Here is a 26,008-nt window from a genome sequence, read left to right as displayed (position 1 = left end):
GGGCGCGACCGGCGCCACCACGTCCTTACGGCCGCACATGAGGTGATCGAATCAACAGCGATGTCGTTGACACGTTGCGCCCGCGCGACGATGAGCCGTTCCGCGGGGAGCTGCTCGGCGCCGACCGTATAGCCGCGGCCGCGCGCACGCTCGCGCGCGGGCAGCGCTGGGCCTCCGGCCCCACGAGCGCCCGCACGCCTGTCCTCGGCCTGCTGGAACGCGCATCCGACGAGATCGCCGCCGTCTATCGCACGCTGGCCGCCGACGTGCGAGAGGACATACCCGTAGCGCCCGCCGCCGAGTGGCTGCTGGACAACTACTACCTTGTCGAGGAGCAGGTGCGCCTCGTCGTGGACGATCTCCCCGCGCGCTACGGCGCCCGCCTGCCGCGACTGACCGAGGGATCGTTCGCGGGGTACCCGCGCGTGATGGAGCTGATGGCGTTCCTGCTCGCCCACACCGACTCACGGGTCGATGAGGAGTCGCTCACGGGTGTCGTCACCGCGTACCAGCAGGTCACGGACCTCTCGATCGGCGAGGTCTGGGCGGTGCCGATCATGGTGCGGACAGCCCTCATCGAGAACCTGAGGCGGCTGTCACTGCGGATCCTGCAGAGCCACCAGGCTATCGTGGGTGGAGAGCGCTTCGCCGATCGGCTCGTGGTGGCCGCCGATGAGGGGCCGGATGCCCTGGCGGCGCGGATAGCGGAACTCGAGGCCGCCCACGCTGACGCGCCGCCCGCGTTCCTGCTCCGTCTCTCGCAGCGGCTCACGGGCATCGAGGGCGATCTCGGCCCGATCGCCGACTGGCTGGAGACCGAGTTCCGGAAGCGGGACGCCGACCTCGAGCGTCTCACGACGGCCGAGCATCAGCAGCAGGCCGCCGATCAGGTGTCGATCGCCAACGCGATCACCAGCATCCGCCTGCTCGATGCCCTGGAGTGGCGTGAGTTCTTCGAGCGCGTCAGCGTTGTGGAGCAGATCCTCCGGGAAGACCCCGCCGGTGTGTACCCGCGCATGGAGTTCGCAAGCCGCGACAGATACCGGCACACCGTGGAGGAGCTCTCGCAGCGCAGCGCCCTCACCGAGGCCGGTGTCGCCGAGGCCGTTATCAGCCACTGTCTCGAAGCGCTGGCGGCGGACCCCGCCGACACCCTCGGGAGCCATGTCGGCCACTACCTCATAAGCCGCGGGCGCTACGGTTTCGAGCGCTCCGTAGGCTATCGACCGCGCCTGCGCGAGCGCATACATCGTGGGCCGCTGTCGGCCCGCGGCGCCATCTACTGGGGCGTGCTCGGCGGCACCACGTTGGCGCTCGCTTCCTCGATCGCCGTGTTCGCCTGGACGCGGACAGGCACGGCGTGGACGGCGATCCTCCTCGGCGTCCTTGCGCTCCTGCCCGTCTCCGAGGTGGGGATGACTATCGCGAACCGGCTGGCCGCATGGCTGTGGCCGCCCCGCAGGCTCGCGAAGATCGATCACCGGCGACCGGTCGCCCGGGCCCACAGCACCATGGTCGTGTATACGGCTCTTCTCACGTCCGCCAAGGCCGCCCAGCACGTGATCGACAACATGGAGGTCGGCTACCTCGCGAACCGCGACCCCAACGTGCGCTTCGCAATCCTCGCGGATCTCCGCGGCGGCCCCGAACAGCAGGCGGCCGGCGACGACGCCGTCATCGAGGCTGCCCGACAGGGCGTCAGCCTGCTCAATGACCGATACGGGGGGCCGCATGACCGCCCGTTCGCCCTGTTCGTGCGTGGGCGCACATGGAGCGAGGCCGACCGGACATGGATGGGCTGGGAGCGCAAACGAGGCGCGCTGAGCGAGTTCTGCCGCCTGTTGAGAGGCGCGAGCGACACCTCGTTCACCGTGGTGGATGCAGACCCGGACGAGTATGCGGGCGTCACGTTCGTCATCACGCTCGATACCGATACGGTCCTGCCGCGGGACGGTGCGCGCAAGCTCATCTCAACGATCGCCCACCCGCTCAACCGCGCCGTCGTGGACCCCGTGACGCGGACGGTGCGCACCGGCTATGGGCTCATCCAGCCGCGGGTGGCCATGTCGATCGAGGGTTCGGCAGGCAGCCTGTTCGCATGGCTCTACTCGGGGGTCACAGGGGTCGATCCGTATGCGGGCGCCGTTTCGGACACCTACCAGGACGTCTTCGGCGAAGGCTCGTTCACCGGCAAGGGGATATTCGAGGTGGACGTCTTCAACGCGGTGCTCGAGGACCGCTTCCCGGAGAACACGCTCCTCTCCCACGACCTGCTCGAGGGATCCTACCTGCGCACGGGCCTCGCCTCGGATATCGAGGTCTACGACGACCAGCCCGCGAGCTACATATCCCACTGCGCGCGGCTGCATCGCTGGATCCGGGGCGACTGGCAGACCGTGCCGTGGCTCATGCCGCGGGTGCCCACCCCTGAAGGAAGGGAGCGGAACCCCCTCACGCTCCTGCACCGCTGGAAGATCGTCGACAACCTGCGGCGCTCGCTGCGGCCCATGGCCACGGTGGCGTTCGTGGTGGCCGGCGTCGCCGTCCTCCCGGCGCCCTCGTGGTGGTGGCTGGGCGTGGTGGCGGTGATACTGCTCTTCCCTCTGTTGTTCGGGCTGCTCGACTCGCTCACGCGGCGGGCCCCCGCCGAGACACGGAGCGACCGCGCGGCGCTTCTCTCGGACCTCCGTCGCGACGTGCTCAGGACCGCGCTCGACGTGGCGGTGATACCCCACCAGGCACAACTGATGACCGACGCGATCGCGCGTGCGCTCTGGCGGATGGCGGTGAGCAAGCGGAACCTCCTCGAGTGGGAGACCGCCGCCGAGGCCGAGCGCCGGCTCGGTTCCGGCTCGGTCCACGCCTTCGTGTCCCGGATGTGGCCTTCGGCTGCGGTCGGCACGTCCGCAGTCGTCGCCGCGTCGGCGGCCGCCGGCAGCCCCCTCGCACCGCTCCCGGTCGTGCCCGTGCTGGCTCTCTGGGTGGCGTCTCCCGTCTCCGCCTGGCTCGCCAGCCGCCCCTCCCCGCCGCCATCGCCGGAGATCACCGACGACGACGTGACCGCGATGCGCCATGCCGCACGCAAGACGTGGCGCTTCTTCGAGACCTTCGTGACCGCGGAGGACAACCACCTGGCGCCCGACAACTTCCAGGAGGATCCCAAGGGCGAGGTCGCGCATCGGACCTCACCCACCAACATCGGGCTGCAGCTGCTCTCGGAGGTCACCGCGTACGACCTCGGCTATATCACCGTGCGCGAGCTGTCGGAGCACGTCGCCAGCACGCTCACCACCATGGTCGGCATGGAGCGCTTCAGGGGCCACTTCTACAACTGGTACGACACCACGACGCTGGAGCCGCTCCGGCCCACCTACGTCTCAACGGTCGACTCCGGGAACCTCGCCGGCCATCTCCTGGTCCTCCGTGTAGCGCTGCTCGAGGCCACCGAACGACCGCTGTTGTCCGTCGAGATCCTCTCGGGCATCACCGACACCGCGCGCCTCGCGCTGGAGGACCTCGCGGCGGCCACCGGCGCTGTCCGGGCGCATCCGGCGATAGCCGAGACGCGCACCGCACTCGAAGAGGTGATACGCCGCATCAGGCTCGACGACGCTCCCACCAACCTCGGCCAATGGCTCATCCTCCTCGACGGCCTGCACGCCCTTACCGGACCTCTCCGCTCGCGCCTCGATGAGGTCGTGACCCCCGGCATGACGGAAGATGTGGGCTGCGCGGTGGAATCGACGCTCGCAGTGGCCGGTGCCGTGGACAAGGCACGCGGACTGGTGGATGCCTACGCCCCATGGGCCCGCGAAGTCCTCGCCTCCAACGGCTCGCACGCGGGTGTCCGCTCGGCGGAGCTGACGCCCCTCCTCGATCACGTGCCGAGTCTCGTGGGGCTTGCCGAGGGACTCGAGATCGCTCTTGCCGAGCTCGACCGTGTTGCCGCCTCCGGCGACGCGGACGCGGCGTGGGCGACGCGTGTGGCTGCCGCCATCCGAGGCGCCCGGCCGGCGGCGACCGAGCTGCTCGCCCGCATGAGGCTCTCGGCCGACATCGCGCGGGAGATGTGGGAGCACACCGACTTCGCGATGCTCTTCGACGAGCGCCGCCTGCTCTTCTCCATCGGGTTCAACACCGCCGAGGGCAAGCTCGACGACTCCTACTACGACATGCTTGCGAGCGAGTGCCGCCTCGCGAGCTTCCTTGCGATCGCCAAGGGCGACGTACCGCAGGAGCACTGGTTCAGGCTTGGGCGTGCGATAACGCGCACCGACGGCGGTGCGGCGCTCGTGAGTTGGAGCGCAAGCATGTTCGAGTACCTCATGCCGCTCCTGGTGATGAAGAGCTGGCCGGGGACGTTGCTCGACCGCACCTACGAAGGTGTCGTGCGCAGACAGATCCAGTACGGACGCCAGCGAGGCGTCCCGTGGGGCGTCTCGGAGTCGGCGTTCAACGCCAAAGACGTGGAGCTCACCTACCAGTACCAGGCGTTCGGCGTGCCCGGCCTGGGCCTCAAGCGGGGGCTCTCCGACGATGTGGTGGTCGCGCCCTACGCCACCGTGCTCGCGCTGATGGTGGCGCCGCGGGAGAGCCTCGACAACCTGGTCGCGCTCACCCGTCAGGGAGCCGAGGGACGGTTCGGCTACTACGAGGCGGTCGACTACACCCCGGGCCGGGTCCCCGCAGGGGCCGAGCGCGCCATCGTGAAGGCATACATGGCGCATCACCAGGGCATGAGTATGCTGGCGCTCGGCAACATGCTCACCGCGTCGAGGATGCAGGAGCGGTTCCATGCCGACCCCCTGGTCTCCTCGGCCGAGCTCTTGCTCCAGGAGCGTGTCCCCCGCCGCATCCAGGCAGCGCAGCCCAGGGCCGAAGAGGTGGAGTTCGTGCGTTCGGTGCGGGAGGTGCCCGCGCCGGTGGCACGCGCCTACCCGCTCGCCGGCACCCCGGTGCCCTCGACCCATTTCCTGTCCAACGGGTTGTACTCGGTGATGGTCACCAACGCCGGTGGCGGCTACAGCAGGTGGGGCGACCGTACCGTCACACGCTACCGCGAGGACATCACCCGCGACTGCTGGGGAAGCTTCATCTACATCAAGGACGTCGAGTCAGGGGCCATCTGGTCCGCGGCGTTCCAGCCGACACTGGCCACGCCGGACGACTACCACGTGACCTTCTCAGCCGACAAGGCCGAGTTCCGCCGCCTCGATGGGAACGTCGAGACGCACACCGAGGTGATCGTCTCGCCCGAGGACGATGTGGAAGTGCGGCGGGTGACGGTCACGAACCACGGACGCGAGACGCTTTCGCTCGAGGTGACGTCGTACCTGGAGGTCACCCTGGCGCCGCGCGGGGCCGATCACGCGCACAAGGCGTACAGCAACCTGTTCGTGGAGACCGAGGCGCTGGACGAGCAGACCGCGCTCCTGTTCTCCCGCCGTCCGCGGTCCTCAGAGGAGCCGCGGTACTGGGGCCTCCACGCGTTGGCGTGTGACGCCCACGACGCGTGTTCGTGGTCGTACGAGACCGACCGGGCCCGTTTCCTCGGTCGGCTCCGGACCCCGGCGAGCGCTCAGGCGGTCTACGACGGCGGCCGCCTGACCGCGACGACCGGCCCGGTGCTCGACCCCATCTGCGCCATCCGGCAGCCCCTGGTGGTGCCGCCGGGTGAGTCCGCGCACCTCGCGTTCATCACCGGCGCCGCCGACTCGCGCGAACGCGTGGTGTATCTCGCCGAGAAGTACCACGACATCGGCAACGCGCAGCGCGCGGCAGACCTTGCGTGGTCCACGAGCCGGATCGAACTGCGCGACCTGGGGATCACGCCCGAGGAGTCGGTCACCTTCCTGCGCCTGGCCTCCCGCATGCTGCTCACCGATCCGTACTCGACCCTCAAGGTGCATACGGAGGTCGAGAACCGCCTCCCCATATCGGGGCTCTGGGAGATAGGCATATCGGGCGACTATCCGATCCTGCTGCTGAAGATCGAGCAGGTGGACCAGACCCCTCTCGCGCGACAGGCGTTGCTCGCCCATCAGTACTGGCGGAGCCAGGGGTTCGAGACCGACCTCGTGATACTCAACACGCGACCCACCGGCTACGCATCCGATCTCGACGGACGCCTGCGTACGCTCTTCCGCACCGGGCACGCGCTGCAACTGACCGACCGCCCCGGTGGTGTCTTCCTTCGCACGGCCGACCAGATGCGCCCGGAGGTCCTCAACCTGCTCGAGAGTGTCGCTCGCGTCGTCATCGAAGGTGACCGGGGGCCGATCGGCCTCCAGTTGGATAGGCGTGCGCAGCGACCCGACCCGCCGCCCGACTTTCACGCGTCGGCGGACCCGGCGCCCCATCCCACACCGGTGTTCGAGCGGCCGTCGCTCGCGTTCGATAACGGCTACGGCGGCTTCGATCTCGATCGCGACGAATACGTGATCGTGCTCCAGGATGACGAGAACACACCCGCCCCGTGGGTGAACGTGATCGCGGGGCCGCACTTCGGTACGCTCATCTCCGGGGCCGGCATCGGCTGCACATGGGCCGAGAACAGCCACGAGAACCGCATCACGACCTGGAACAACGATCCGGTCTCCGACGGGACCGGCGAGTGCCTCTACGTGAGAGACGAGGAGACGGGCGAGTTCTGGAGCCCCACCCCTCTCCCGGTCCGGGACCGTGACCCGTACGTGATCCGGCATGGCCGCGGGTACTCACGGTTCGAGCACACGACCCGTGGGGTCGAGCACTCGCTCGACTGGTTCATCGCGAGCGGCGATCCCGTGCGTGTGGCCAGGCTGCGTCTGACCAACCTTGGCGATTCGCCGCGGAGGCTTTCGGTCACCCACTTCGTGGAGTGGAGCCTGGGCGACTCGCGGAGCGCCGCTCAGAAGCGCGTGGTCACGTGGTGGGACGACACTGCGAACGCCCTCATGGCGCACAGCTGGTTCAACCTCGACTTCCCGGGACGGCCCGCGTTCGTCGCCTGCACAGGCGAGGTGGGCTCGTTCACCGCAAGTCGCACCGAGTTCATCGGCCGCAACGGCGACCCCCGGTTCCCGGCGGCGATGCGAAGGGCGTTCCTCGGGGGCCTCACCGGCCGTTTCCACGACAACTGCGGCGCGTTGATGCGCCCGGTGGAGCTCGGGCCCGGCGAGAGCGCCGAGGTCGTGTTCCTCCTCGGCCAGACCGCTACGGTGGAGGAGGCGCACGCGTCGATCGCGAGGCTGCGCGCACCCGGCGCGGTCGATGCGGAGCTCGAGTCGGTGAAGGGCGCGTGGCGCTCCATCCTCGACACGGTGCGGGTGAGTACGCCCGACCCGGCGCTGGACGCCATGGTCACCGCATCGCTGTACCAGTCGCTCTCATGCCGCACCTGGGGGCGGACAGCCACGTACCAGTCATCCGGCGCCTTCGGCTTCCGAGACCAGCTCCAGGACTGCCTCGCGCTCATGGACGTCCGCCCTGAGATGGTGCGGGAGCATATCGTCGAGGCGTCGCGGCGTCAGTTCCCCGAAGGTGACGTGCTCCATTGGTGGCAACCGGTCTCGGGCAGAGGGGTCCGCACGCACTTCTCTGACGACCGCCACTGGCTGCCGCTCGTGGTAGCGGACTACGTACGGGCGACCGGCGACCTCTCGGTGCTCGACGTAGAGACCCCTTACCTGGAGGGTCCGCCGGTACCGGAAGGCCGTGAGGATCTCTACCTGCAGCCCGTGTCGTCACTTCGTGTGGCCAGCGTCTACGAGCACTGCCTCGCCGCGCTCCGGCTGTCACCCACGGGCGAGCATGGCCTGCCGCTGATGGGTGGCGGCGACTGGAACGATGGCATGAACCGGGTGGGCGTAGGCGGCCAGGGAGAGAGCGTGTGGCTCGCATGGTTCCTCGACGTGACGATGCGTGCTTTCGCCGAGGTCTGCGACGTGCGCGGCGATGCGGGATCCGCCGCTCTCCTACGCGAGCGAGCCGCGTCGTTCGTGGCAGCGGCTGACGCTTCCGCGTGGGACGGCGCCTGGTATCGGAGAGCGTACTTCGACGACGGCACACCGCTCGGGACCTCGCGTGCCGCCGAGTGCCGGATCGACGCGATCGCCCAGGCGTGGTCGGTCTTGTCGGGAGAAGGAGATCCGGACAGGGCGCGCAGGGCGATGGAGTCGGTGGAGAGCGAGCTCGTCCGCTGGGACGACGGCATCGTCATGCTGCTTACGCCGCCGTTCGACCGGATCGAGAACGACCCCGGCTACATCAAGGGATACGTTCCGGGTGTACGTGAGAACGGCGGACAGTACACGCATGCCGCACTGTGGGTCGCGCTCGCGTATGCCCGGCTGGGCGATGGCGACGAGGCGGTCTCTCTGCTCGACCTGATCAACCCCATCACGCACACGAGGGAGCGTGACGGGGTGGAGCGCTACAAGGTGGAGCCGTACGTGCTGGCTGCCGACGTGTATGCGGCGGACCCGCACACGGGCAGGGGCGGGTGGACATGGTACACGGGATCCGCAGCGTGGTTCTACCGCACGGCAGTGCGCGAGATCCTCGGACTCAGGACCGTGGCCGACGGCGATAGCCGGCTCCTCGTGATCGACCCGTGCATCCCCAAGTCGTGGCCCGGCTTCTCCGCCACGTTCCGCTACGGGGGGTCACGCTACGAGATCTCCGTCGAGAATCCGCGGGGCGTGAACAGGGGTGTCGCCCGCATGAGCGCCGATGGGGTCGACCTGCCCGACCTCCGTGTACCGCTGGTGGACGATGGCGCGGTCCACCACGTGACGGTGGCGATGCTCGGCGGGTGAGGGGGCGTTGGGGCCCTTTGACGACCCGGCGCGTCGCGGAGACAATAGCGTCACGTCACACACCGTGTCGACCGGGGGGAATCCGATGCACGATGGCGATCTCTGCCTGCGCGGAGACCGTGCGCCACAACGACCACGCGCGACCGCGGCCTTCCGCATGTCCCCGCGGACGAAACGCGTGAGGACCGCCAACGGCATCGTTGCGGCGCTGCTCCTCTGGGCGGTGGCCGGCTCGCTCGTATCCCCGACGGCCATAGGCGCTCCGTCCGGCCCCACCGCCTCGATCCGGGCGATCAGCCAGGCGGCTCAGATGGGCGACCGGACAGTCCTTCAGCGGTATCTCGACACCGAGGCCGTGGCGCATTCGGTCTATCCGGCGATGATCGAACGGATGAAGGAGACGCCCGATTATCTGGCTCTGGCCGACGCCGTGGGTGAAACGGAAGCGGACCGGATCCTCCGTGAGGAGGCGCTCCGAGAAGAAGCGTTCGTGAAGAGCTTCGACGGGAATCTTGATGCGGGCGGATCGGGCATCGCGGGACCGCTTTTCGCGGACTGCTCGGTGGCGTCGTCCGAGATCGACGGTGATGCGGCGGAAGTCGTGCTCACGGGACGTGACGAGAACCGCGAGGTCCGCTACGTCGTGGAAATGCGCCTGGAGACGGTGGACGGAGAACGGCTCTGGCGCGTGAAGGGGATCGCAGACCCGCACGGGGTGGTCCCCGGCCGCACCGACGGCCGGTGATACGCACGGCGTGACACGACCGCCTCGCACGGCCGGGGGTCTTCGCTGCGCGGTGGTGGGTATATCCACCAGTGTCACCGGTATCGCGCCCGGCGGGTTCAGAGACACATCCTCGCACCGGGCCCCGGCGACCCGTGTCCCCGATCTAGGGAGGTAGCATGGAATCCCTCTCGCTCGAGACGATCATGCAGTTGGCGCAACCGGCCGATGGCCATCGGGTGTCGATCTACATGCCCACGAGCCGGTTCAGCCCGAACAACCAGGAGAAGGACTCCACACGCCTGAAGAACCTGCTCCGCGACGCCGAAGCGGCTCTTGTCGGAGCCGGCATGCGTACCGCGGACGCGCAGGCGCTGCTGGCTCCCGGGCGGGCGCTGCTGGACGACCGGCCGTTCTGGCTTCGCTCACGCGACGGCCTCGCGGTGCTTCTCGGCGAGAGTTCTCATCATGTGCTCCAGATCGCGATGCCGGTACCCGAGCACGTCCATGTGGATCACCGGTTCTGGATACGGCCGCTGCTTCCGCTCCTCGGCCGCGACGAATCGTACTGGGTGCTGGCTCTCAGCCAGAAGAGGGTCCGGCTGCTGGAGGGCGGCCCCTCGTCGCTTGTGGAGGTCCCTGCCGAGCGTATCCCGGAGAGCCTGAGCGATGCGCTGCAGTGGGAGGACTTCGAGAAGGCGTCCCTGCAGTTCCACACGGGCACGAGCGGGTCGCACGGGAAGCGCCCTGCCGTCTTCCACGGAACGGGAGAGCCCGACACGAAGAACGAGCTGGTCCGCTTCTTCCGCGAGATACACCGCGGGCTCCACGAGCATCTCGGCAAGGATCACGCGCCGTTGGTGCTTGCGGGGGTGGACTACCTCATACCCCTGTACCGTGAGGTCAGCACGTGTCCATCGCTGCTCGCCGACGCCGTCACGGGCAACCCCGACTCCCTCGGTGAGCAGGTGCTCCACGAGCGCTCCTGGGAGATCGCGGCCAGAGAGTTCAGTAAGCCCGTGGAGGAGGCGGTGACCGCGATCGTCGAGGCGTGGGCATCGCAGCGTGTCGTCACCGACCCGCAGCAGATCCTGGAGGCGTCGGCGAACGGAAGGGTGGGCTCGCTCCTGGTCTCCGAGTCGGCGGGCTGGTGGTCGCCGAAGGAGGGCGCGGCGGAGATCACGGTGCGCGACGGCTACCCCGAGGGTGACGAGGACCTCCTGGAGAGGGCGGCGCTCGACACGCTCGCCAACGGCGGTGATGTGCTGACAGTACCCGCCGACAAGATGCCGCACGGCGCCCGCGTGGTGACGATGCTGCGCTACTGATAGGGCGAGCGAAGGCCCCGGGTACCCGGGGCCTTCGAATCTCTCTGTGGTGGGCCCGAGTGGATTCGAACCACTGACCTCACGGTTATCAGCCGTGCGCTCTAACCAACTGAGCTACGGGCCCATGCTGCGAACAGCCTGGTTACAATAGCCCACGGCTCGAACCAGCGTCAAGAAGACTCACACACCGCTCACGACCACAGCCAGCGACCGCCGTCGGGGTCCGTCGAACTCGCAGAGGTACACGCCCTGCCAGGAGCCGAGGGCCATGCGGCCGCCCACGATCGGGATGTCTACGCTCACGCCTACCAGCGACGACTTGATATGCGCGTCCGAGTTCCCTTCGATGTGTCGCCAGCCGCCGTCCTCGGGCACGAGCCGGGAGAGCCCCGCCAGCATGTCGACCTGGACGTCGGGGTCGGCGGCCTCGTTGATCGTCACCGCCGCCGTGGTGTGTTGGCAGAAGACCATCACCCGCCCGTCGGTCACGCCCGAGCCGGTCACCACCCCGGCCACCTCACGGGTGATCTCCACCATCTGCTCCCTACGCTGCGTTTGGATCTCGAAGCGCATCCCGCCCCCGCCCCTCGGCATTCCTCCGGTACCTCAGGGAGTATGCCCGTAACGCGTGCCCGCTCCACGTGATACGGTTATCGGACACAGGTCGTAAGGAGTCGTCGTGATCAAGGTGCGCATAGGGGGACTGAGCCTCGACCCGGTGAGTGAGCAGCCGGTCCTGCTGCTCGTGCCCGAGGGCGGTCCGGAGAGCTCCGGCGGGCCCCACATCGCGCTGCCGATATGGATCGGCACGGCCGAGGCCGGCGCCATCTTGCTCGCCGTGCAGGGCATCGTCGCGCCACGACCGATGACGCACGACCTGCTCGCCAGTACGATCGTCGAACTCGGCTATCGTGTGGACCGCATCGAGATCAACCGGCTCGACGCAGGCACGTTCTACGCCGAGATCCTCCTCGACGGACCGTCAGGCGAGATCGCGATAGACGCCAGGCCGTCCGACTCCGTGGCGCTTGCCGTGCGCGTGCGGTGTCCGATACTCGTGGCCGACGATGTCTTCTCGGAAGCGGCCGTGGAGATCACCGAGGTCGACGAGGAGGAAGAAGTGCAGCGGTTCCGCGACTTCCTCGACCACGTAGACCCGAGCGACTTCATGTCCTGAGGCGCCAGCGCGGGCCGCTGTCGCTCATACGCCGGGTCTTCGCGTGCCGCGCGAACCTACCGGTCGCGAAGGGTTCAGTCCTCTATGCCGAGCAGAGCCGGCAGCTCGCTGATGTCATCGATGACCGCATCGGGCTCTGCGGCCTCCAGCCGGTCCCGCGAAGCCACACCCCACGTGGCCGCGATGGTCGCGGCCCCGGCGGCGTTGCCTGCCTGGATGTCCATCGGGCTGTCGCCCACATAGATCGCGCGTGTGGGATCCACCCCGAGCAGACGGGCGCCCGTCAGCACCGGCAAGGGGTCGGGCTTGTGGACCGGCGTATCATCCGCAGTCACCACCGCCCCGAAGTAGTGGCCGAGTTCGAAGAGGGCGATCGCGCGATGCGCCATGTGGCGGCTCTTCGAGGTCACGATACCCAGCGGTAGAGCAGCTCCCGTGAGAGTCCGGAGCGTGGCGATCGTGTTGGGGTACAGCCGCGCCATATCGTCGTGGGTCCGGTGGTTGAACTCCCGGTACGACGCCAGAAGGCGGCCGGCGGTGTCCTCGTCTCCGGTGAAGTGGCGCATCTGCTCGGCAAGGGGTATGCCTACGTAGTGCATGAGCTCGTCATCGGGCAACGACGCGCCAAGAACGTCGGCGGTCGCGTGACGGAACGAGGCCAGGATGTGGGGCAGGGTGTCAACGACCGTGCCGTCGAGGTCGAAGAGCACCGCTTGCGTGGTCGAGAGCCGCGAGATGAGGGTTTTCACGTGCATCATCCTACCATCAGCCGGCCGCGAGGGGGACGCGTCTGCAAAGGCTCACGCAGCGGCCCCGGCGGCGTCGGCGATGTTCTCCTCATCGTCACGGATCCCGCGCAACAGCACGAACGTCGCGATGGCGCCGAGTGCGTACAGCGCGGCTGTGTAGAAGTAGGGTGTGGTGTACGACTGCTCCATGAGCCTCCCGCCGATCGCGCTACCCGCGAGCCAGGCCATGCTCCAGCCGAACCGCATCCAGCCCGCGACCAACGGTTTGTCCGATGGCGGCAGACCGGCCATGGACAACTGGTTGTAGATCGGCCAGGACATGTTCATCAGCATCCCCCGGAACCAGAAGAGAGAGGCTGCCACGGGCAGGCTCTGGGTGAACGGGATGGCGAGCAGGAACGGGAGCGAGGCCAGCTCTGTCACCACGATGGTGCCGGCGAGACCGAGCCGACGCGCAAGGCGCGGGGTGCTGAGCGCCGCGATCGCCATGGCAACGGAACTGACCGCCTGGATCACTCCCACCTCGGTGACCGTGGCGCCCAGCCGGTGCTTGAGGAAGAGGGCGACGAACGGCATCACGAGTCCGGCGCCAAGCGAGAGCAGCATCTCCGGCACGAGCAGCCGAGCGACGCGGCCCCACGACCGGAAGCCCTTCAGAGACGCGATCCATGCGGCCACCGGTCGGGTGCGCCCGGTCGTCGGAGGGTCACTGATGTGCGAGGCGAACACCCCGCTCGCCATCATGATGAGCGCTGCGAGCACGATCGTGGCCCGATACGCATCGAGCTCGCCTATCGTCGGCCGCAGCAGCACGGGGACCACGCCACCGATGAGCGAGCCGGCCACCATGGCCCCGGTGCGTGCCACGAAGTCGGCGGTGAAGAGGTGGGTCCGTTTTCCGCGCTCCGCGTTCTCCGAGAGGAAGGAGATCGAGAGCGTCTGCATCGCTCCGTCACCCACACCGTAGAGGAGTCCGAGCGTCACGATAGCGATGGCGGACGGAGCGTATGCCTGTCCCAACCTGGAGAGACCGAGCGCCAGGCCGGCGAACACCATGAGCCGCCGGTACCCGAGCGACGTGACGAGTGGCGGAAGCACGAGACAGACGGCCGCCGCCGCAAGCGCCAGGGCGCCCTCGACGTCGCCCACGACCGCCTCGCTGAAGCCCCGGTCCTTGAGGTAGATGGCGAAGGCGGTGCCGATGACGCCGTACCCCATGTTCTGCAGCACCGCGACCATGAGGTAGTTGCGGGCGTTCGGCCCGAACACGCGCACGCCCGGCCGGCGACCGACCGGCACCCGCCGGCCGGGTATGCGCATCCTTACTCGTGTCATCTGCCAGGTGGACCCGCGTCGAGGCTCCCGAAGGTCCTACTCCTCTTCGCCGAAGTCCTCGCTCACGAGCTCTTCCGCTTCGGCCTCACGATCGGTGAGACCGGGTACCTGGTCGACCGCTTCTTCGAGCAATGCCTGCTGGCCCTCAGCGGCAGCGGGACGCTTCTTCTTCGCGCTCACCCGGGCGATGGCCGAGACGCGGTCGGAACCGGCCACGTTCATGACCTTGACCCCCTGGGTGGAACGTCCCAGTTGGCTGATGTCCTCGGCGCGCACCCTGATGACCACGCCCTCCTCCGAGATGAGCATCAACTCGTGCCCTGGCATGACGATCTTCATGCCGGCGAGGCGGCCCTTCTTCTCGGTCACCTGGATCGTCTTGACGCCCATGCCCCCGCGCTTCTGGGTGGGGTACTGGTCGACCGGCGTGCGCTTACCGTAGCCGCGCTCCGTGACCACGAAGAGCTCCGAGCCGGGATATGCGATCTCCATGCCGAGCACGCGATCGTCGTCCTGCACGTTCATGCCGCGCACACCCATGGTGTCGCGGCCCATCGGGCGTGCGTCGGTCTCGCTCCACTTGATGGCCTTGCCCTGGGAGGAGACCATCATGACCTCCTGGCCTTCCTTGACCCGGCGCACGGCGATCAGCTCGTCCCCGTCGCGCAGGTTGATGGCGATGATACCATCCCGGCGCGACCGGTCGTACGCCTGTATCGCCGTCTTCTTCACCATGCCGTGCGAGGTGGCGAACAGCAGGTGCTCATCAGCGCTGAACTCTCTGGTGGTGATCGCTGCGGCGATCCTTTCGTCTTGCTCGAAGGGCAGCAGGTTCACCACGGCTGTGCCGCGCGCGTGCCGGGAGCCCACAGGAAGCTCGTGCACCTTCAGGCGGTACACCTTGCCCTTGGTGGAGAAGAAGAGCACGTAATCGTGCGTGGAGCTGATGAAGAGCTGCTCCACGAAGTCGCTGTCCTTGAGGTTCACGCCCGAGATACCCTTGCCACCACGGCGCTGCTGCCGGTACGTGGCCACCGGGAGCCGCTTGACGTAGCCGGCCTTCGTGATGGTGACGACCATGTCCTCCTCGGCGATAAGGTCCTCGACGTCGAGGTCGCGGGCCGTGCCCGATATCTCGGTGCGCCGCTTGTCGCCGTACTTCTCCTTGATCTCACACATCTCGTCCTTGATGATCTGCAGCACGAGCGACTCGTCCGCGAGGACCTTCTTGAACCACGCGATGCGCTCGCGAAGCTCGGCGAGTTCATCCTCGATCTTCGAGCGCTCGAGTCCGGTAAGGCGGCGGAGCCGCATCTCGAGGATCGCGTCTGTCTGGGCCTCGGAGAGACCGAACCGCTCGATCAACCGCGCCTTGGCCTCGGCGTCATCCTGGCTGCCGCGGATGATCTTGATGACCTCGTCGATGTTGTCGAGCGCGATCATGTAGCCCTCAAGTATATGGGCCCGCTCCTCGGCCTTGCGCAGGTCATAGCGCGTACGCCGCACGATGACGTCCTTCTGGTGCTCTACGTAGTGGAAGAGCATCTGCTTGAGCGAAAGCTCTTTGGGAACGCCGTCCACCAACGCGAGCTGGATGATGCCCTGGCCCGTCTCGAGAGGGGTGTGCTTGAAGAGTTTGTTCAGCACGACCTGCGGTATCGCGGTCTGTTTGAGTTCCACCACGACTCGCATGCCTTTGCGGTCCGACTCGTCCCGGAGGTCCGATATCTCCGGCAGCTTCTTCTCGCGCACCAGTTCGGCGATCTTGCTCACGAGCTTCGACTTGTTCACCGTGTACGGGATCTCGGTGATGATGATCCGCATGCGGCCGGTGGATGTCTGCTCGACGTGCGCTTTGCCGCGGATCTTGATCGAGCCGCGACCGGTCTCGTAGGCCGAGACGATCCCTTCGCGCCCCATGATCATCCCGCCTGTGGGGAAGTCGGGGCCGTGGATGTGCTGCATGAGTCCGTCGAGTGTGATCTCGGGGTCGTCTATCAACGCGCACGCGGCATCGACGACCTCACGGAGGTTGTGGGGCGGGATGTTGGTTGCCATTCCCACCGCGATACCCGCCGACCCGTTCACCAGCAGGTTGGGGTAGCGCGCCGGCAGCACCAGCGGTTCCTTGAGGGACTCGTCGTAGTTGGGCCCGAAGTCCACGGTCTCTTTCTCAAGATCACGCAGGAGCTCCATGGCGGGTCGCGCGAGGCGCGACTCCGTGTATCGCATCGCGGCCGCCGAGTCGCCATCGACCGAGCCGAAGTTGCCGTGGCCATCGACAAGCGGGGCGCGCATAGCCCAGTTCTGGGCCATGCGGACCATCGTGTCGTAGACAGCCGAGTCACCGTGCGGGTGGTACTTGCCGATGACCTCTCCCACGGTCCACGCCGACTTCTTGTAAGCACGGTTCGGCGTCAGTCCCGACTCGCTCATCGCGTAGAGGATGCGTCGATGGACCGGCTTCAAGCCGTCCCGCACGTCGGGAAGCGCTCGTGCGACGATGACGCTCATCGAGTATTCGAGGAATGACTTCCGTAGTTCGTCCTCTATGTCGATCGGCGTAACGCTCGATGCGATTTCCGGTTCTGTCACCTGGTGTCACTCCTCGTCACTGATGGTGCTTTCGGTACAGCACGACGGCACCCGCGATACATCCGGCCCCGATCGCCAGCATGATGAGCGACGCCATCGCCGCCAACAGTACGGCTGACTGATCCGCACCGCGTGTCCTGCCGAACAACACGAACGCCTCGATCACAACGAAGGCGCCTATCGAGCCGAGGATGGCGATCGCCGCGTTCACGAGGGGCTTGCTCGCGCCCGGGGGCGTGTGCTCCTGGCTTCGCAGCTCCGCAAGCATCGCTTCCACCCGCTCGTCCGATACGGGGTCTGCGGCCGTGTCCTCCGGTGCCGCTTCCGCCTCTTGCGGTGCGGGCGGTTGCTTCACCCGGGTGAGTGCATCCTCCAACTCGCGCGCCGCCTGGTCGCGCTCCCGTTCCTGCCGGAACCTCTCGAAAGCCTCCGCCTCCCAGGGCGGGGGCTCGAACCGTGATCTGGGTCTCTCCTCGGGCGCCATCCGCTATCTCCACTAGCACTCCGTGTCACACGTCCAGGAAGCGGACGTTCTTCGCGTGTCTTTGGATGAACAGCTTGCGCGGTTCGACCTGGTCCCCCATGAGGTCGACCACCGCCTCTTCGGCCGCAAGAGCGTCATCCAGCGTCACCTGCAACAGGGTGCGGCTCGCCGGATCCATCGTGGTCTCCCACAACTGCTCCGGGTTCATCTCACCAAGACCCTTGTACCGCTGGATGCCGTACTTGGTGTTCTCGGGCAGCTTCGCGAGCGCCTGTTGCAGCTCCCGGTCCGAGTACAGGTACTCGTGCTTCTTGCCCACGGACAACTTGTACAACGGCGGCTGTGCGATGTAGATGTAGCCGGCATCGATCATCTCGCGCATGAACCGGTAGAAGAACGTGAGGATGAGGCAGCGGATATGCGCCCCGTCCACGTCGGCGTCGGTCATGATGATGACCTTGTGGTAACGCGCCTGGGAGAGGTCGAACTCCTCGGCGATGCCAGTGCCAAGCGCTGTGATCATCGCCTGTATCTCCAGGGAGGAGAGAGCGCGTGTGACGCCCGCCTTCTCAACATTCAGGATCTTGCCTCGCAGCGGCAGTATGGCCTGGAAGCTCCGGTCGCGCGCCTGCTTGGCCGAGCCGCCCGCCGAGTCGCCCTCCACCAGGTAGAGTTCTGTGAGCGCCGCCTCCCTGACCGAGCAGTCAGCCAGCTTGCCCGGGAGGGTCGAGCTCTCAAGAAGCCCCTTCCGCCGCGTCAGTTCACGCGCCTTGCGCGCGGCCATGCGGGCCTTCGCCGCCTGGCTTGCCTTGGTGATGATGGAGCGTGCCGGTTTCGGGTGTTCCTCGAGGTATTCGCCCAGGCCTGCAGTGACGATGGACTGCACGAACGAGCGCATCTCGGTGTTGCCGAGCTTGGTCTTCGTCTGCCCCTCGAACTGCGGCTCGGTCAGCTTCACCGATATGACCGCGGTCAACCCTTCCCTGATGTCCTCACCGGAGAGGTTGTCGTCCTTCTCCTTCAGGATGCCCTGGCGTCTCGCATAGTCGTTGATGGTACGGGTGAGGGCGTTTTTGAATCCATCGAGGTGGGTCCCGCCTTCATGGGTGTTGATGTTGTTGGCGAACGCAAGGACCGTGTCCGAGTAGCCTGTGTTCCACTGAAGGGCGACCTCGACGGCGCCCTCCTCCCCCTCGACCTCGAAGCTGATCGGGCGCGAGTGGATCGGCTCCTTCTTCTCGTTCAGGTACTTGACGAAGTCCACGATACCGCCGGCGTAGCGATACTCTTCGGTGCGCGGATCGAGTTCGCGCTCGTCGGTGAGCGTGATCTTCAGGTTCTTGTTCAGGAACGCGGTCTCCCGCATCCGTGAGGAGAGCACGTCCCACGAGAACTCGGTGGTCTCAAAGATATCCGGGTCCGGCCAGAAGGTGATCTTGGTGCCGGTCGCCTTCGATTTCCCTGTGGCGGCGAGCGGGGTTGACGTCTTGCCGCGCTCGAACGCTATCTCCCAGATCTTGCCGTCTCGCTTCACCTGGGCTTCGAGCCTCTCGGACAGGGCGTTCACCACGCTCACACCAACGCCATGCAGACCTCCGGATACCTTGTAGCCCCCGCCACCGAACTTGCCGCCCGCGTGGAGCACGGTGAGCGCCACCTCGACGCCCGACTTCCGATACTTCGGCACGTTGTCGACCGGGATGCCTCGGCCGTTGTCGGTGACCGAGACCGAGTTGTCGGTGTGGATCACGATATCGACGGTCGTGCAGTAGCCTGCCAACGCCTCGTCAACGGAGTTGTCAACGAGCTCATAGACCAGGTGGTGGAGTCCCTTCGGGCCCGTGGACCCGATGTACATGCCCGGTCGCTTACGGACCGCCTCAAGGCCTTCGAGGACCTGGATGTCTTTGCCTGAGTATGTGCTTTTGGGCACTCTCACTCCTCTGTCTGACGCGTATCCTGGATGCCGGGACGAGGGGATAGCCGCGACCACGATATGTAGTCGTTCGCCCTGCTCAAGTGTACCACAAGTGGTGGTTCTAACCCTCGTGTGGAGTGCTTGTGTCGTTGTCTGCAGAACCCTTCCCTGAGGCGGCCTTCCTGGCCCCTTTCTTGAGCTCCAGATCCTTCGTCATGACCCTCTCCGCGAGTTCTCGCAACTCGGGGTCCGTGACGACCGACGCCACGTGTTCGACCTGCATCCGCTCCACCTCGCTCAGGCGCTCAGGCGTCACCTCGTCGGGCAGGTACTCCTCCTGGCTGGAAGACAGCGTCGCCTCCCATGACCGCTCCTCCGCGACCCTTCGTGACACAGTGAAACGAAGCGTCTTCACTGTATCTTCACCGAGGTGTTCATTGAGCCTGAACACGAGATCACCAGCCATGAGGGAGAGTTCGTTGGCCCACGACGGGCTGTCGACGAACACCACCATCTGCCGGTCGTCCCGCAGCGCGAACCCTTGTGTGTGTCCGGCGATCTCTGGACCCACCACCTGAGACCACACACCCACCACCCGTGCTCCATGGCGCCTGCCCGAAACGTCGATCCGCTTGAGAGTGGTGTCGACCACATCTCCCAGACGTTGGGTCTTCTTCGCGCGGGCCATCAGCGCTCCCCCATGTCCACGACAGCGGCGGATCTGAGCAGCGCCGGGTCGAAGTATCCGGTGTTGGTCGTTGTCACGAAGGTCTGGATGTCCTGCTGCATGACCGCCGTGAGCGCGGCCCTCCGGTCCTGGTCAAGCTCGGACATGACGTCATCAAGGAGCAGGACCGGGGTCTTCGACAACACCGAGCGCACAACCTCGACCTCGGCGAGCTTCCACGCGAGGGCGAGGGTCCGTTGCTGACCCTGGCTCGCGAACGACCGCGCGTCCCGTCCTTCGATGGTGAAGACGACATCATCCCGGTGCGGGCCGACGAGACTGACTCTCCGGTCGATCTCCTGTGTTGACCGGGTGCGTATCTGCTCGTCCATGCATCCGGCAACGGTCTCGTGATCGATATCCGTATCGACCACAGAAACCCCTACCCCACACCGGTCCTCCATCCGTACTTCAAGCTCCTCGCCCCCCGAAAGGCGCGCGTACGCCGGGCGCATGCTATCCGCCACTCGTCTAAGGAGCCTCCTGCGGTGGGTGTGGAGACGCGCTCCAAGGGCCACGAGTTGTGCGCTCCACGGTCTCAGGACCTCGGGTGTCGTCCCATCACGCAGTAGTCTGTTCCGTTGACGCACGACCCGGGCGTAGTCTCTTCGCAGTGAACCGTAGACCACCGACAACTGTTCACCGAGCGCATCGATGCTCGCTCGACGCTGTTCTGCGGACCCTTTCACCATCGATAGGTCGTCCGGGGTGAAGGCTACGACAGGGACGAATCGGGTGGCGTCCGACAAGCGTCGTTTCGTGACGTCGTTGACTTTCCATATCCGGGATCCGGATCTGCCGATGCGTAGATTCACCGCGAGGGGTGGGGATTCACCCTCCACCACCATGTTCGCGTTCGTGATATCACTCCCCCACCGGACCAAGTCCTCCCAGACAGGGTTTCGGAACGACGAACCTGTGCACAGTATCTGTATCGCTTCGATCGTGTTCGTCTTCCCTGCACCGTTCGGTCCAACCAACACGGTGAGTGCCCTCTCTGGAGAGAGCTCGAAGGACTCCAGGTTCCGATAGTCGCGTAGTGCGATTCGTGTGATGTGCACGTGTGGCCGTGGCGTCTATCCGATACGGACCGGCATAAGCAGGTAGGTGAAATCATCCTTGTCCGCCGACTTGATCACTCCCGGCTTCAGCGGGCTGGTGGTCTCAAGCGCGATGGTGTCCCCTTCGGCCACAGCGACACCGTCGAGAAGATATGCGTGGCTGAAGGCTATCTCGATATCCTCACCCTCGGGAGTCACCTGGATGTCCTCACTTGCCTCACCGATGTCTTGAGACGCAGCGGAGAGCGTGAGGGTGTGGTTTCCCGCGTTCACCCGTATACGGATCGGTGAGTTGTGTTGTGCCATGAGCGAAACGCGCTTCACCGCCTCAAGGAACTCCGTTCTATCGACGACAGCTCTGGTGACGAGCTCCTTCGGCAGTAGTTGCCGGTAGTTCGGGAACGTCCCTTCTATGCGCCTTGAAATGAACGTGGTGTTCCCGAACGTGAATACGACCTGATTCTCAGAGACACCGATGGACACGGCTTCAGCCGAACCCACCAGTTTAGCCACATCCTCCATCGCTTTTCCGGGAACGACGAGTTCGATCCCACCCGACACCCCACTCACCGCGGCTTCCTTGATGCAGAGCCGATACGAGTCGGTGGCGACCATCCTCAAGGTCCCGTCTTCTACCACCACAAGGATCCCTGTAAGGATCGGTCGTGTCTCATCCCTGCTCACTGAACGTGAGACCTGGTGGACAACGTGGCTGAACTCCTCCGTGGGTAGCGAGACCCTTTCATTAGGGGTGACCTCAGGGAATTTCGGGTAGTCGTCAGGGGGTAGCGTTTTCATGGTGAAGGACGACTGCCCACACGTGATGTTCGCTGTGCCTGAGACATCAGAAGCGATCGTGATCGCAGCCTCAGGCAGGCTCCGGACGATGTCCGTCAGCAGCTTCCCGGGAAGGACGGTCTGCCCGGCATCCTCAACACGGGCTTTACATGAAGTCTTCACCGAGACTTCCAGATCAGTAGCCTGGAACAGGGCGTCTTCACCATGGGTCGACACATGTATCCCTGAGAGGATAGGGAGTGTGGTTCTCGAGGAGAGACCCCGGGACACGGTCGACAGTGCGTCGAGCAGTTCGCCCCGTGCGATCGAGATCTTCATATCGAACCCTTTCTTCTAATGTTTCTTATCTATCAATCACAGTAGCAGTAGTAATAGGGCCTGTGGATGATGTGGAAACACCCTATTCCCGCTGCGTACCGGTACTACTTCGCTTGTGGAGCGCTTGTGTGGGAAATGTGCCTGTTCATCCACATATCCACACACCCTGCTATATATCCACATGAACCGCCGTGATTCCACACACCCGTAGACAGGTTATCCACGTGTATCAGTTCTTCTGCCTGATGAGGTTGGTGAGTGTCTGGATCTGGTTGTAGACATCCCGCTGTTCGTTGATGAGGCGCTGGATCTTGGAGTTCGCATACATGACAGTCGTGTGGTCACGCCCGCCAAACTCGCCACCGATCTTCGGCAGAGAGTGATCTGTGAGTTCTCGCGACAAGTACATCGCCACCTGCCGAGGGAACGCGATCGCTTGGGAGCGCTTGTCTCCAACAAGGTCGGCCCGGGATATCTGATAGAACCTACAGACCTCCTGTTGGATGGTGGATATCGAGATAGGTTTGACTGAATGCTCAGGGAAGGTGTCCTTTAGGACGCTTTGAGCCAGGTCGAGGTCGATCGGACGCTGTGAGACCGAGCTGTAAGCGGCGACCCGGACCAGAGCCCCCTCAAGCTCCCGGATGTTGCTCGAGAGTCGTTCGGCGATGAACGCCAGGACGTCATCAGGAGCGTTCACACGTGCCATCTCGGCCTTTCTCCTAAGGATGGCGATACGTGTCTCAAGATCGGGTGGTTGGATATCCGCGATCAGACCCCAGCCGAACCTCGTACGGAGGCGCTCCTCGATGTTGCCGATCTCGGAGGGTGGTCTGTCCGAAGTCATGACGATCTGTTTGCCGGCTTCCCGGAGAGTGTTGAATGTATGGAAGAACTCGGTCTGGGTCGTCTCCTTGCCCTGGATGAACTGGATGTCGTCGATCAAGAGGACGTCGTTCTCACGGTATGCTCGCCTGAAACCCTCTGTCCTGTTCTTGTCGCGGTCACCGATCGACTTGATGAAGTCGTTGGTGAACTGCTCGCTCGTGACGTACTTGACGCGTAGGTGGGGGTAGCTCGTGCGCACATACGCTCCGATGGCCTGCAGGAGGTGCGTCTTGCCGAGCCCGGCCCCGCCGTAGATGAAGAGAGGGTTGTACGCGGTTCCGGGGGCCTCGGCGACTGCAAGAGCGACATGGTACGAGAATTGGTTCGAGGGGCCGACCACGAACGAGTCGAACGTGCAGTTCGGCTCCAACTCGGGAGCAGGGCCCCGCTGTCTCTCAGGGGATGGAGCTGCCGGCTCCGGTACCACCACCTCGACTGCCGTGGCCGACTGTGCGCCGCTCTTGGTGTCCCCGGGGACGCTGAAGCGCACGACCATCGGTGATCCGGTCACTTGCGTCAGAGCGGAAGCGAGAAGGCCGGAGTATCGCGACTCCAGCCAGTCTCGGGCGAAGTCGTTCTGAACACCGATGAGCATCTCGTGCTCGATGATCCCGAGCGGCGCAGTCTGCTCGAACCATGTCTTGAACGTCGGTGTGTTGAGCTCACCCCGCACGACATCAAGCGTCTCCTGCCATACCTGCTGGACATCCAACATCTACGTATCTCCCCCTACCTTCCAAACAGTGCGTCGAGGCACTGGATACCTGCATCGGTCAGTGCGCGCTTGCCTGTCACGTCGGCCTCCACCAGGCCGAGAGCGGCAAGGTGTTCAAGGTCCCGATATGCCGTCGATAGACCCACGCCAAGTTCGCGAGAAACGACCGACGGGCCAAGAGCCCCTACCTCCATGATCAACGACATGACCTTCTTGTGGCGGAGGGACAGGTCGGGGATGTCTGTCATCGGCAGTGGGGTGACCCGGTCATCCCGGGGCGTCGGTGCGTCGGTGCGTGGGCTCTTAGGGGACATGCACAAGGTCACGACGGTTCCCGCCCCCAGGTTGTCGTCGATCTCGATGGTTCCCGCAGAGAAAGTGAGGCACTCGCGAGCGACAGGAAGACCGGAACCGACCCCTTTGATGACACGCTTCATGTGATCGGTGGCGGTGGTGAAACCCGGAAGGAACACACGCTCCTTGTCACGGATCCCCGGTCCCTGGTCGGCGAAGCGCAGCGTGTTACCGCCATCGAGGACGCTGACGACGACCTCGTCGAAACCCGCATGTATGAAGTTCTCGACTATCTCCCGGATGACCATGTACGGCACTTCCCCGCCAGCCTCATGCGAGATCTGGTAGGTGCGGGTGGAGAGGTCATCGATCAACTCCCGGGGGGTGGTTCCCCGCACCCTTTCGACACGGGGCGACGACGTCAGGTTGTCGTAGACCGCGATGAGCGCAGGGTTGGGTGTGGCAGCATCGACACCGCTTGCCCCATCGCTGTGCGCCGTAGGGGCAGAGGGTGGATCGCTATATGTCGCCGGTGTCGAGACAGCGGCCTCATCGTAAGAAGACTCCACCAAACCCCCTCGCTATATCGAGCGTTCCACACGATAGTCCACAACGACGCGATTCGGACCGATCTGAGAAACCCCAGGTAGAAGGCGTATCCGGAAGCCTCGTTTACATGTTGAGGCAGAAGATGTGACATTCATTGAACAGCGGCTTCCTTAGTTATCCACAATGCTTTCCACATATGTGGAGAACGTTTCCACCAACACACACCGAACATCCATCGAACATGCAGGTTACGGTGGTCCGACGCCTCTCCGGGGCTTTCCGCGCTGCCGGGCCCTGTGGGGAACTGATTCGCTGTAGAGCTCGGGCAGCCGGATGTGGAAGAAGGACCGAAGAAGGGTTGACATGACTGTGGATAACCGGGGACAGTGGAATCGGAGTCCAAGAGGCGACTCCGCGCCATACCGCTTCTTACCAGGGGTTTTTCAAGGATCATGTCGCCGATGGCGTTTCCGTGGAACGACGCTGATTCTAGCAAAGGGCCGGTGCTCCTCACAATGAGGCGTGAGTGGTTATCCACAGGCCGGGCACGCTCACGTCCTGGGTTTTCCACATTATCCACAGATTCAGGAGGAATTTTCGGCGGGGCTCGTGGAATAGCGATGCAGGTGCGGCGAGAGTTGGAACACGCTCGTGGCGGCACCCGGATTGACACCCGCATCGGCACGTCGCTATAATCGCCAAGCTTGTGCCCGGGCCAGGGCCCGGAGCGCCGAACGGAGGGACCAGCAGTGAAGCGTACATATCAGCCGAACAACCGGAAGCGTGCGAAGACCCACGGCTTCCGCAAGCGCATGTCGACCCGCGCCGGTCGGGCGATCATCGCGGCACGTCGTCGCAAGGGTCGGAAGGTCCTCTGCCCGAGCGCCGCGTAGACGACGCGGGCACGGGCCGAGAGGTCGGCCCCATGGAGACGATCAAGAGCCCTCGCGAGATCGACATACTCTTCAGGCAGGGACGCAGGGCGTCCAGCGGAGCGATAGCGTTGATCGTCAAGCCTACACCGGAAGCACGCGGCCAGAGCGGCCGCGTGCTTTTCGTTGCCGGGAGGCGTCTCGGCGGGGCGGTCGAGCGGAATCGCTGCAAGCGTGTGATGCGTGAGGCGGTCCGCCGGTGTGGCGGCCCATGGAGCGCGTGGGATGTGGCGCTGGTTGCGCGGCCGTCCACGGGGCATGTGTCGGCAGACGAACTCGATCGAGGGCTTGTGGAGAGCCTGAAGAGGGCCGGGGTGGTCTCGGAGTGAAGAACCCCCTGGCGGTCATGACGATACTGCTTATCAAGAGCTATCGGCTCGTGGTCTCCCCTTTATTGCCGCCCACATGTCGCTTCACGCCCACGTGCTCCGCATACGCTGTGACAGCTATAGAGCGTCACGGCCTTGCGCATGGAGGCTGGCTTGCCATCAAGAGGATCAGCCGCTGTCATCCATGGAGCCCCGGAGGCCACGACCCGGTGCCGTGACGCGCGCGCGTGGTATATAGTGTGGTGATTGCAGATACCCCCCGGAGGAACCGGGAGTGGATACGATTCCT

At 65.3% G+C, this 26,008-nt stretch carries 18 protein-coding genes and 1 tRNA gene; 7 read left to right on the top strand and 12 right to left on the bottom strand.

The genetic code is table 11. The features are described 5' to 3' along the window. Window positions 1-74: 74 nt before the first annotated feature. From MSB02_RS06690 to MSB02_RS06680, 3 genes are all read left to right on the top strand, one after another. Entirely contained in the window at window positions 75-8,798 is an 8,724-nt protein-coding gene (locus MSB02_RS06690) for a GH36-type glycosyl hydrolase domain-containing protein (protein ID WP_267194456.1), read from the top strand. A gap of 178 nt (window positions 8,799-8,976) precedes the next feature. Next, window positions 8,977-9,543, top strand: a complete 567-nt coding sequence (locus tag MSB02_RS06685) for a hypothetical protein (RefSeq protein WP_267194455.1) — start codon at window positions 8,977-8,979, stop codon at window positions 9,541-9,543. A gap of 158 nt (window positions 9,544-9,701) precedes the next feature. Then, window positions 9,702-10,850, top strand: coding sequence for a baeRF3 domain-containing protein (locus tag MSB02_RS06680; RefSeq protein ID WP_267194454.1), 1,149 nt, complete (start codon window positions 9,702-9,704; stop codon window positions 10,848-10,850). Window positions 10,851-10,897: 47 nt separating this feature from the next. Here MSB02_RS06680 and MSB02_RS06675 read toward each other — a convergent pair. Next, window positions 10,898-10,974: transfer RNA gene (locus MSB02_RS06675), tRNA-Ile, on the bottom strand. 56 nt (window positions 10,975-11,030) lie between these two features. Next, a complete protein-coding gene (locus MSB02_RS06670; RefSeq protein ID WP_267194453.1) occupies window positions 11,031-11,444 on the bottom strand; it encodes a secondary thiamine-phosphate synthase enzyme YjbQ in 414 nt (137 codons plus the stop codon). A gap of 85 nt (window positions 11,445-11,529) precedes the next feature. On the opposite strand from MSB02_RS06670, the gene MSB02_RS06665 reads away from it, so the two are divergent. Further along, window positions 11,530-12,027, top strand: coding sequence for a bifunctional nuclease family protein (locus tag MSB02_RS06665; protein WP_267194452.1), 498 nt, complete (start codon window positions 11,530-11,532; stop codon window positions 12,025-12,027). A 74-nt stretch (window positions 12,028-12,101) separates the two neighbouring features. On the opposite strand, the gene MSB02_RS06660 is transcribed toward MSB02_RS06665, so the two are convergent. The 10 genes from MSB02_RS06660 to MSB02_RS06615 all read right to left on the bottom strand — a co-directional run bounded on the left by MSB02_RS06660 (window position 12,102) and on the right by MSB02_RS06615 (window position 24,478). After that, entirely contained in the window at window positions 12,102-12,776 is a 675-nt protein-coding gene (locus MSB02_RS06660; protein ID WP_267194451.1) for an HAD family hydrolase, read from the bottom strand. Window positions 12,777-12,827: 51 nt separating this feature from the next. After that, the gene (locus MSB02_RS06655) at window positions 12,828-14,096 is read right to left on the bottom strand and encodes an MFS transporter (RefSeq protein ID WP_267194450.1); all 1,269 of its coding nucleotides are present in this window, start codon (window positions 14,094-14,096) and stop codon (window positions 12,828-12,830) included. A gap of 51 nt (window positions 14,097-14,147) precedes the next feature. Further along, a complete protein-coding gene (gene gyrA, locus MSB02_RS06650; RefSeq protein WP_267194449.1) occupies window positions 14,148-16,706 on the bottom strand; it encodes a DNA gyrase subunit A in 2,559 nt (852 codons plus the stop codon). A 16-nt stretch (window positions 16,707-16,722) separates the two neighbouring features. After that, the gene (locus MSB02_RS06645) at window positions 16,723-17,190 is read right to left on the bottom strand and encodes a hypothetical protein (protein WP_267194448.1); all 468 of its coding nucleotides are present in this window, start codon (window positions 17,188-17,190) and stop codon (window positions 16,723-16,725) included. 25 nt (window positions 17,191-17,215) lie between these two features. Next, on the bottom strand, window positions 17,216-19,123 hold the full coding sequence (gyrB, locus tag MSB02_RS06640) for a DNA topoisomerase (ATP-hydrolyzing) subunit B (RefSeq protein WP_323748510.1): 1,908 nt from the start codon (window positions 19,121-19,123) through the stop codon (window positions 17,216-17,218). 106 nt (window positions 19,124-19,229) lie between these two features. Continuing rightward, window positions 19,230-19,796: a DUF721 domain-containing protein gene (locus MSB02_RS06635; protein WP_267194446.1), complete on the bottom strand. Its 567-nt coding sequence runs from the start codon at window positions 19,794-19,796 to the stop codon at window positions 19,230-19,232. Continuing rightward, window positions 19,796-20,896 (bottom strand): DNA replication/repair protein RecF, encoded by a 1,101-nt coding sequence (recF, locus tag MSB02_RS06630; RefSeq protein WP_267194445.1) that lies wholly within the window; start codon window positions 20,894-20,896, stop codon window positions 19,796-19,798. Before recF ends, MSB02_RS06635 begins: the two co-directional genes overlap by 1 nt. Before the next feature lie 15 nt (window positions 20,897-20,911). Further along, window positions 20,912-22,012 (bottom strand): DNA polymerase III subunit beta, encoded by a 1,101-nt coding sequence (gene dnaN, locus MSB02_RS06625; RefSeq protein WP_267194444.1) that lies wholly within the window; start codon window positions 22,010-22,012, stop codon window positions 20,912-20,914. A gap of 229 nt (window positions 22,013-22,241) precedes the next feature. Continuing rightward, window positions 22,242-23,615, bottom strand: a complete 1,374-nt coding sequence (gene dnaA / locus MSB02_RS06620) for a chromosomal replication initiator protein DnaA (RefSeq protein ID WP_267194443.1) — start codon at window positions 23,613-23,615, stop codon at window positions 22,242-22,244. A 14-nt stretch (window positions 23,616-23,629) separates the two neighbouring features. Then, a complete protein-coding gene (locus tag MSB02_RS06615; protein WP_267194442.1) occupies window positions 23,630-24,478 on the bottom strand; it encodes an ATP-binding protein in 849 nt (282 codons plus the stop codon). Window positions 24,479-25,207: 729 nt separating this feature from the next. On the opposite strand from MSB02_RS06615, the gene rpmH reads away from it, so the two are divergent. From rpmH to yidD, 3 genes are read left to right on the top strand one after another with little or no spacing between them, the layout of a single operon-like run. Further along, window positions 25,208-25,351, top strand: coding sequence for a 50S ribosomal protein L34 (gene rpmH / locus MSB02_RS06610; protein ID WP_267194441.1), 144 nt, complete (start codon window positions 25,208-25,210; stop codon window positions 25,349-25,351). A gap of 32 nt (window positions 25,352-25,383) precedes the next feature. Next, complete coding sequence (gene rnpA, locus MSB02_RS06605; RefSeq protein ID WP_267194440.1) at window positions 25,384-25,719, top strand: ribonuclease P protein component; 336 nt, start codon at window positions 25,384-25,386, stop codon at window positions 25,717-25,719. A gap of 17 nt (window positions 25,720-25,736) precedes the next feature. Further along, window positions 25,737-25,937, top strand: coding sequence for a membrane protein insertion efficiency factor YidD (gene yidD, locus MSB02_RS06600; RefSeq protein ID WP_407653155.1), 201 nt, complete (start codon window positions 25,737-25,739; stop codon window positions 25,935-25,937). Window positions 25,938-26,008: the final 71 nt, after the last annotated feature.

The sequence above is a fragment of the Anaerosoma tenue genome (assembly GCF_023161965.1).
Classification (GTDB): Bacteria; Actinomycetota; Coriobacteriia; order Anaerosomatales; family Anaerosomataceae; genus Anaerosoma; species Anaerosoma tenue.
Note: the sequence above shows the minus strand (reverse complement) of the source record. Positions and strands in the feature narration are given on the sequence as shown.

Bases quoted from the DNA above. Each gene is read 5' to 3' on its own strand.
- MSB02_RS06670 (WP_267194453.1), bottom strand. From the start codon at position 11,444: ATGCCGAGGGGCGGGGGCGGGATGCGCTTCGAGATCCAAACGCAGCGT.
- dnaN (WP_267194444.1), bottom strand. From the start codon at position 22,012: ATGAAGATCTCGATCGCACGGGGCGAACTGCTCGACGCACTGTCGACC.
- MSB02_RS06680 (WP_267194454.1), top strand. From the start codon at position 9,702: ATGGAATCCCTCTCGCTCGAGACGATCATGCAGTTGGCGCAACCGGCC.
- yidD (WP_407653155.1), top strand. From the start codon at position 25,737: ATGACGATACTGCTTATCAAGAGCTATCGGCTCGTGGTCTCCCCTTTA.
- MSB02_RS06635 (WP_267194446.1), bottom strand. From the start codon at position 19,796: ATGGCCCGCGCGAAGAAGACCCAACGTCTGGGAGATGTGGTCGACACC.
- dnaA (WP_267194443.1), bottom strand. From the start codon at position 23,615: ATGTTGGATGTCCAGCAGGTATGGCAGGAGACGCTTGATGTCGTGCGG.
- MSB02_RS06655 (WP_267194450.1), bottom strand. From the start codon at position 14,096: ATGCGCATACCCGGCCGGCGGGTGCCGGTCGGTCGCCGGCCGGGCGTG.
- rnpA (WP_267194440.1), top strand. From the start codon at position 25,384: ATGGAGACGATCAAGAGCCCTCGCGAGATCGACATACTCTTCAGGCAG.
- MSB02_RS06645 (WP_267194448.1), bottom strand. From the start codon at position 17,190: ATGGCGCCCGAGGAGAGACCCAGATCACGGTTCGAGCCCCCGCCCTGG.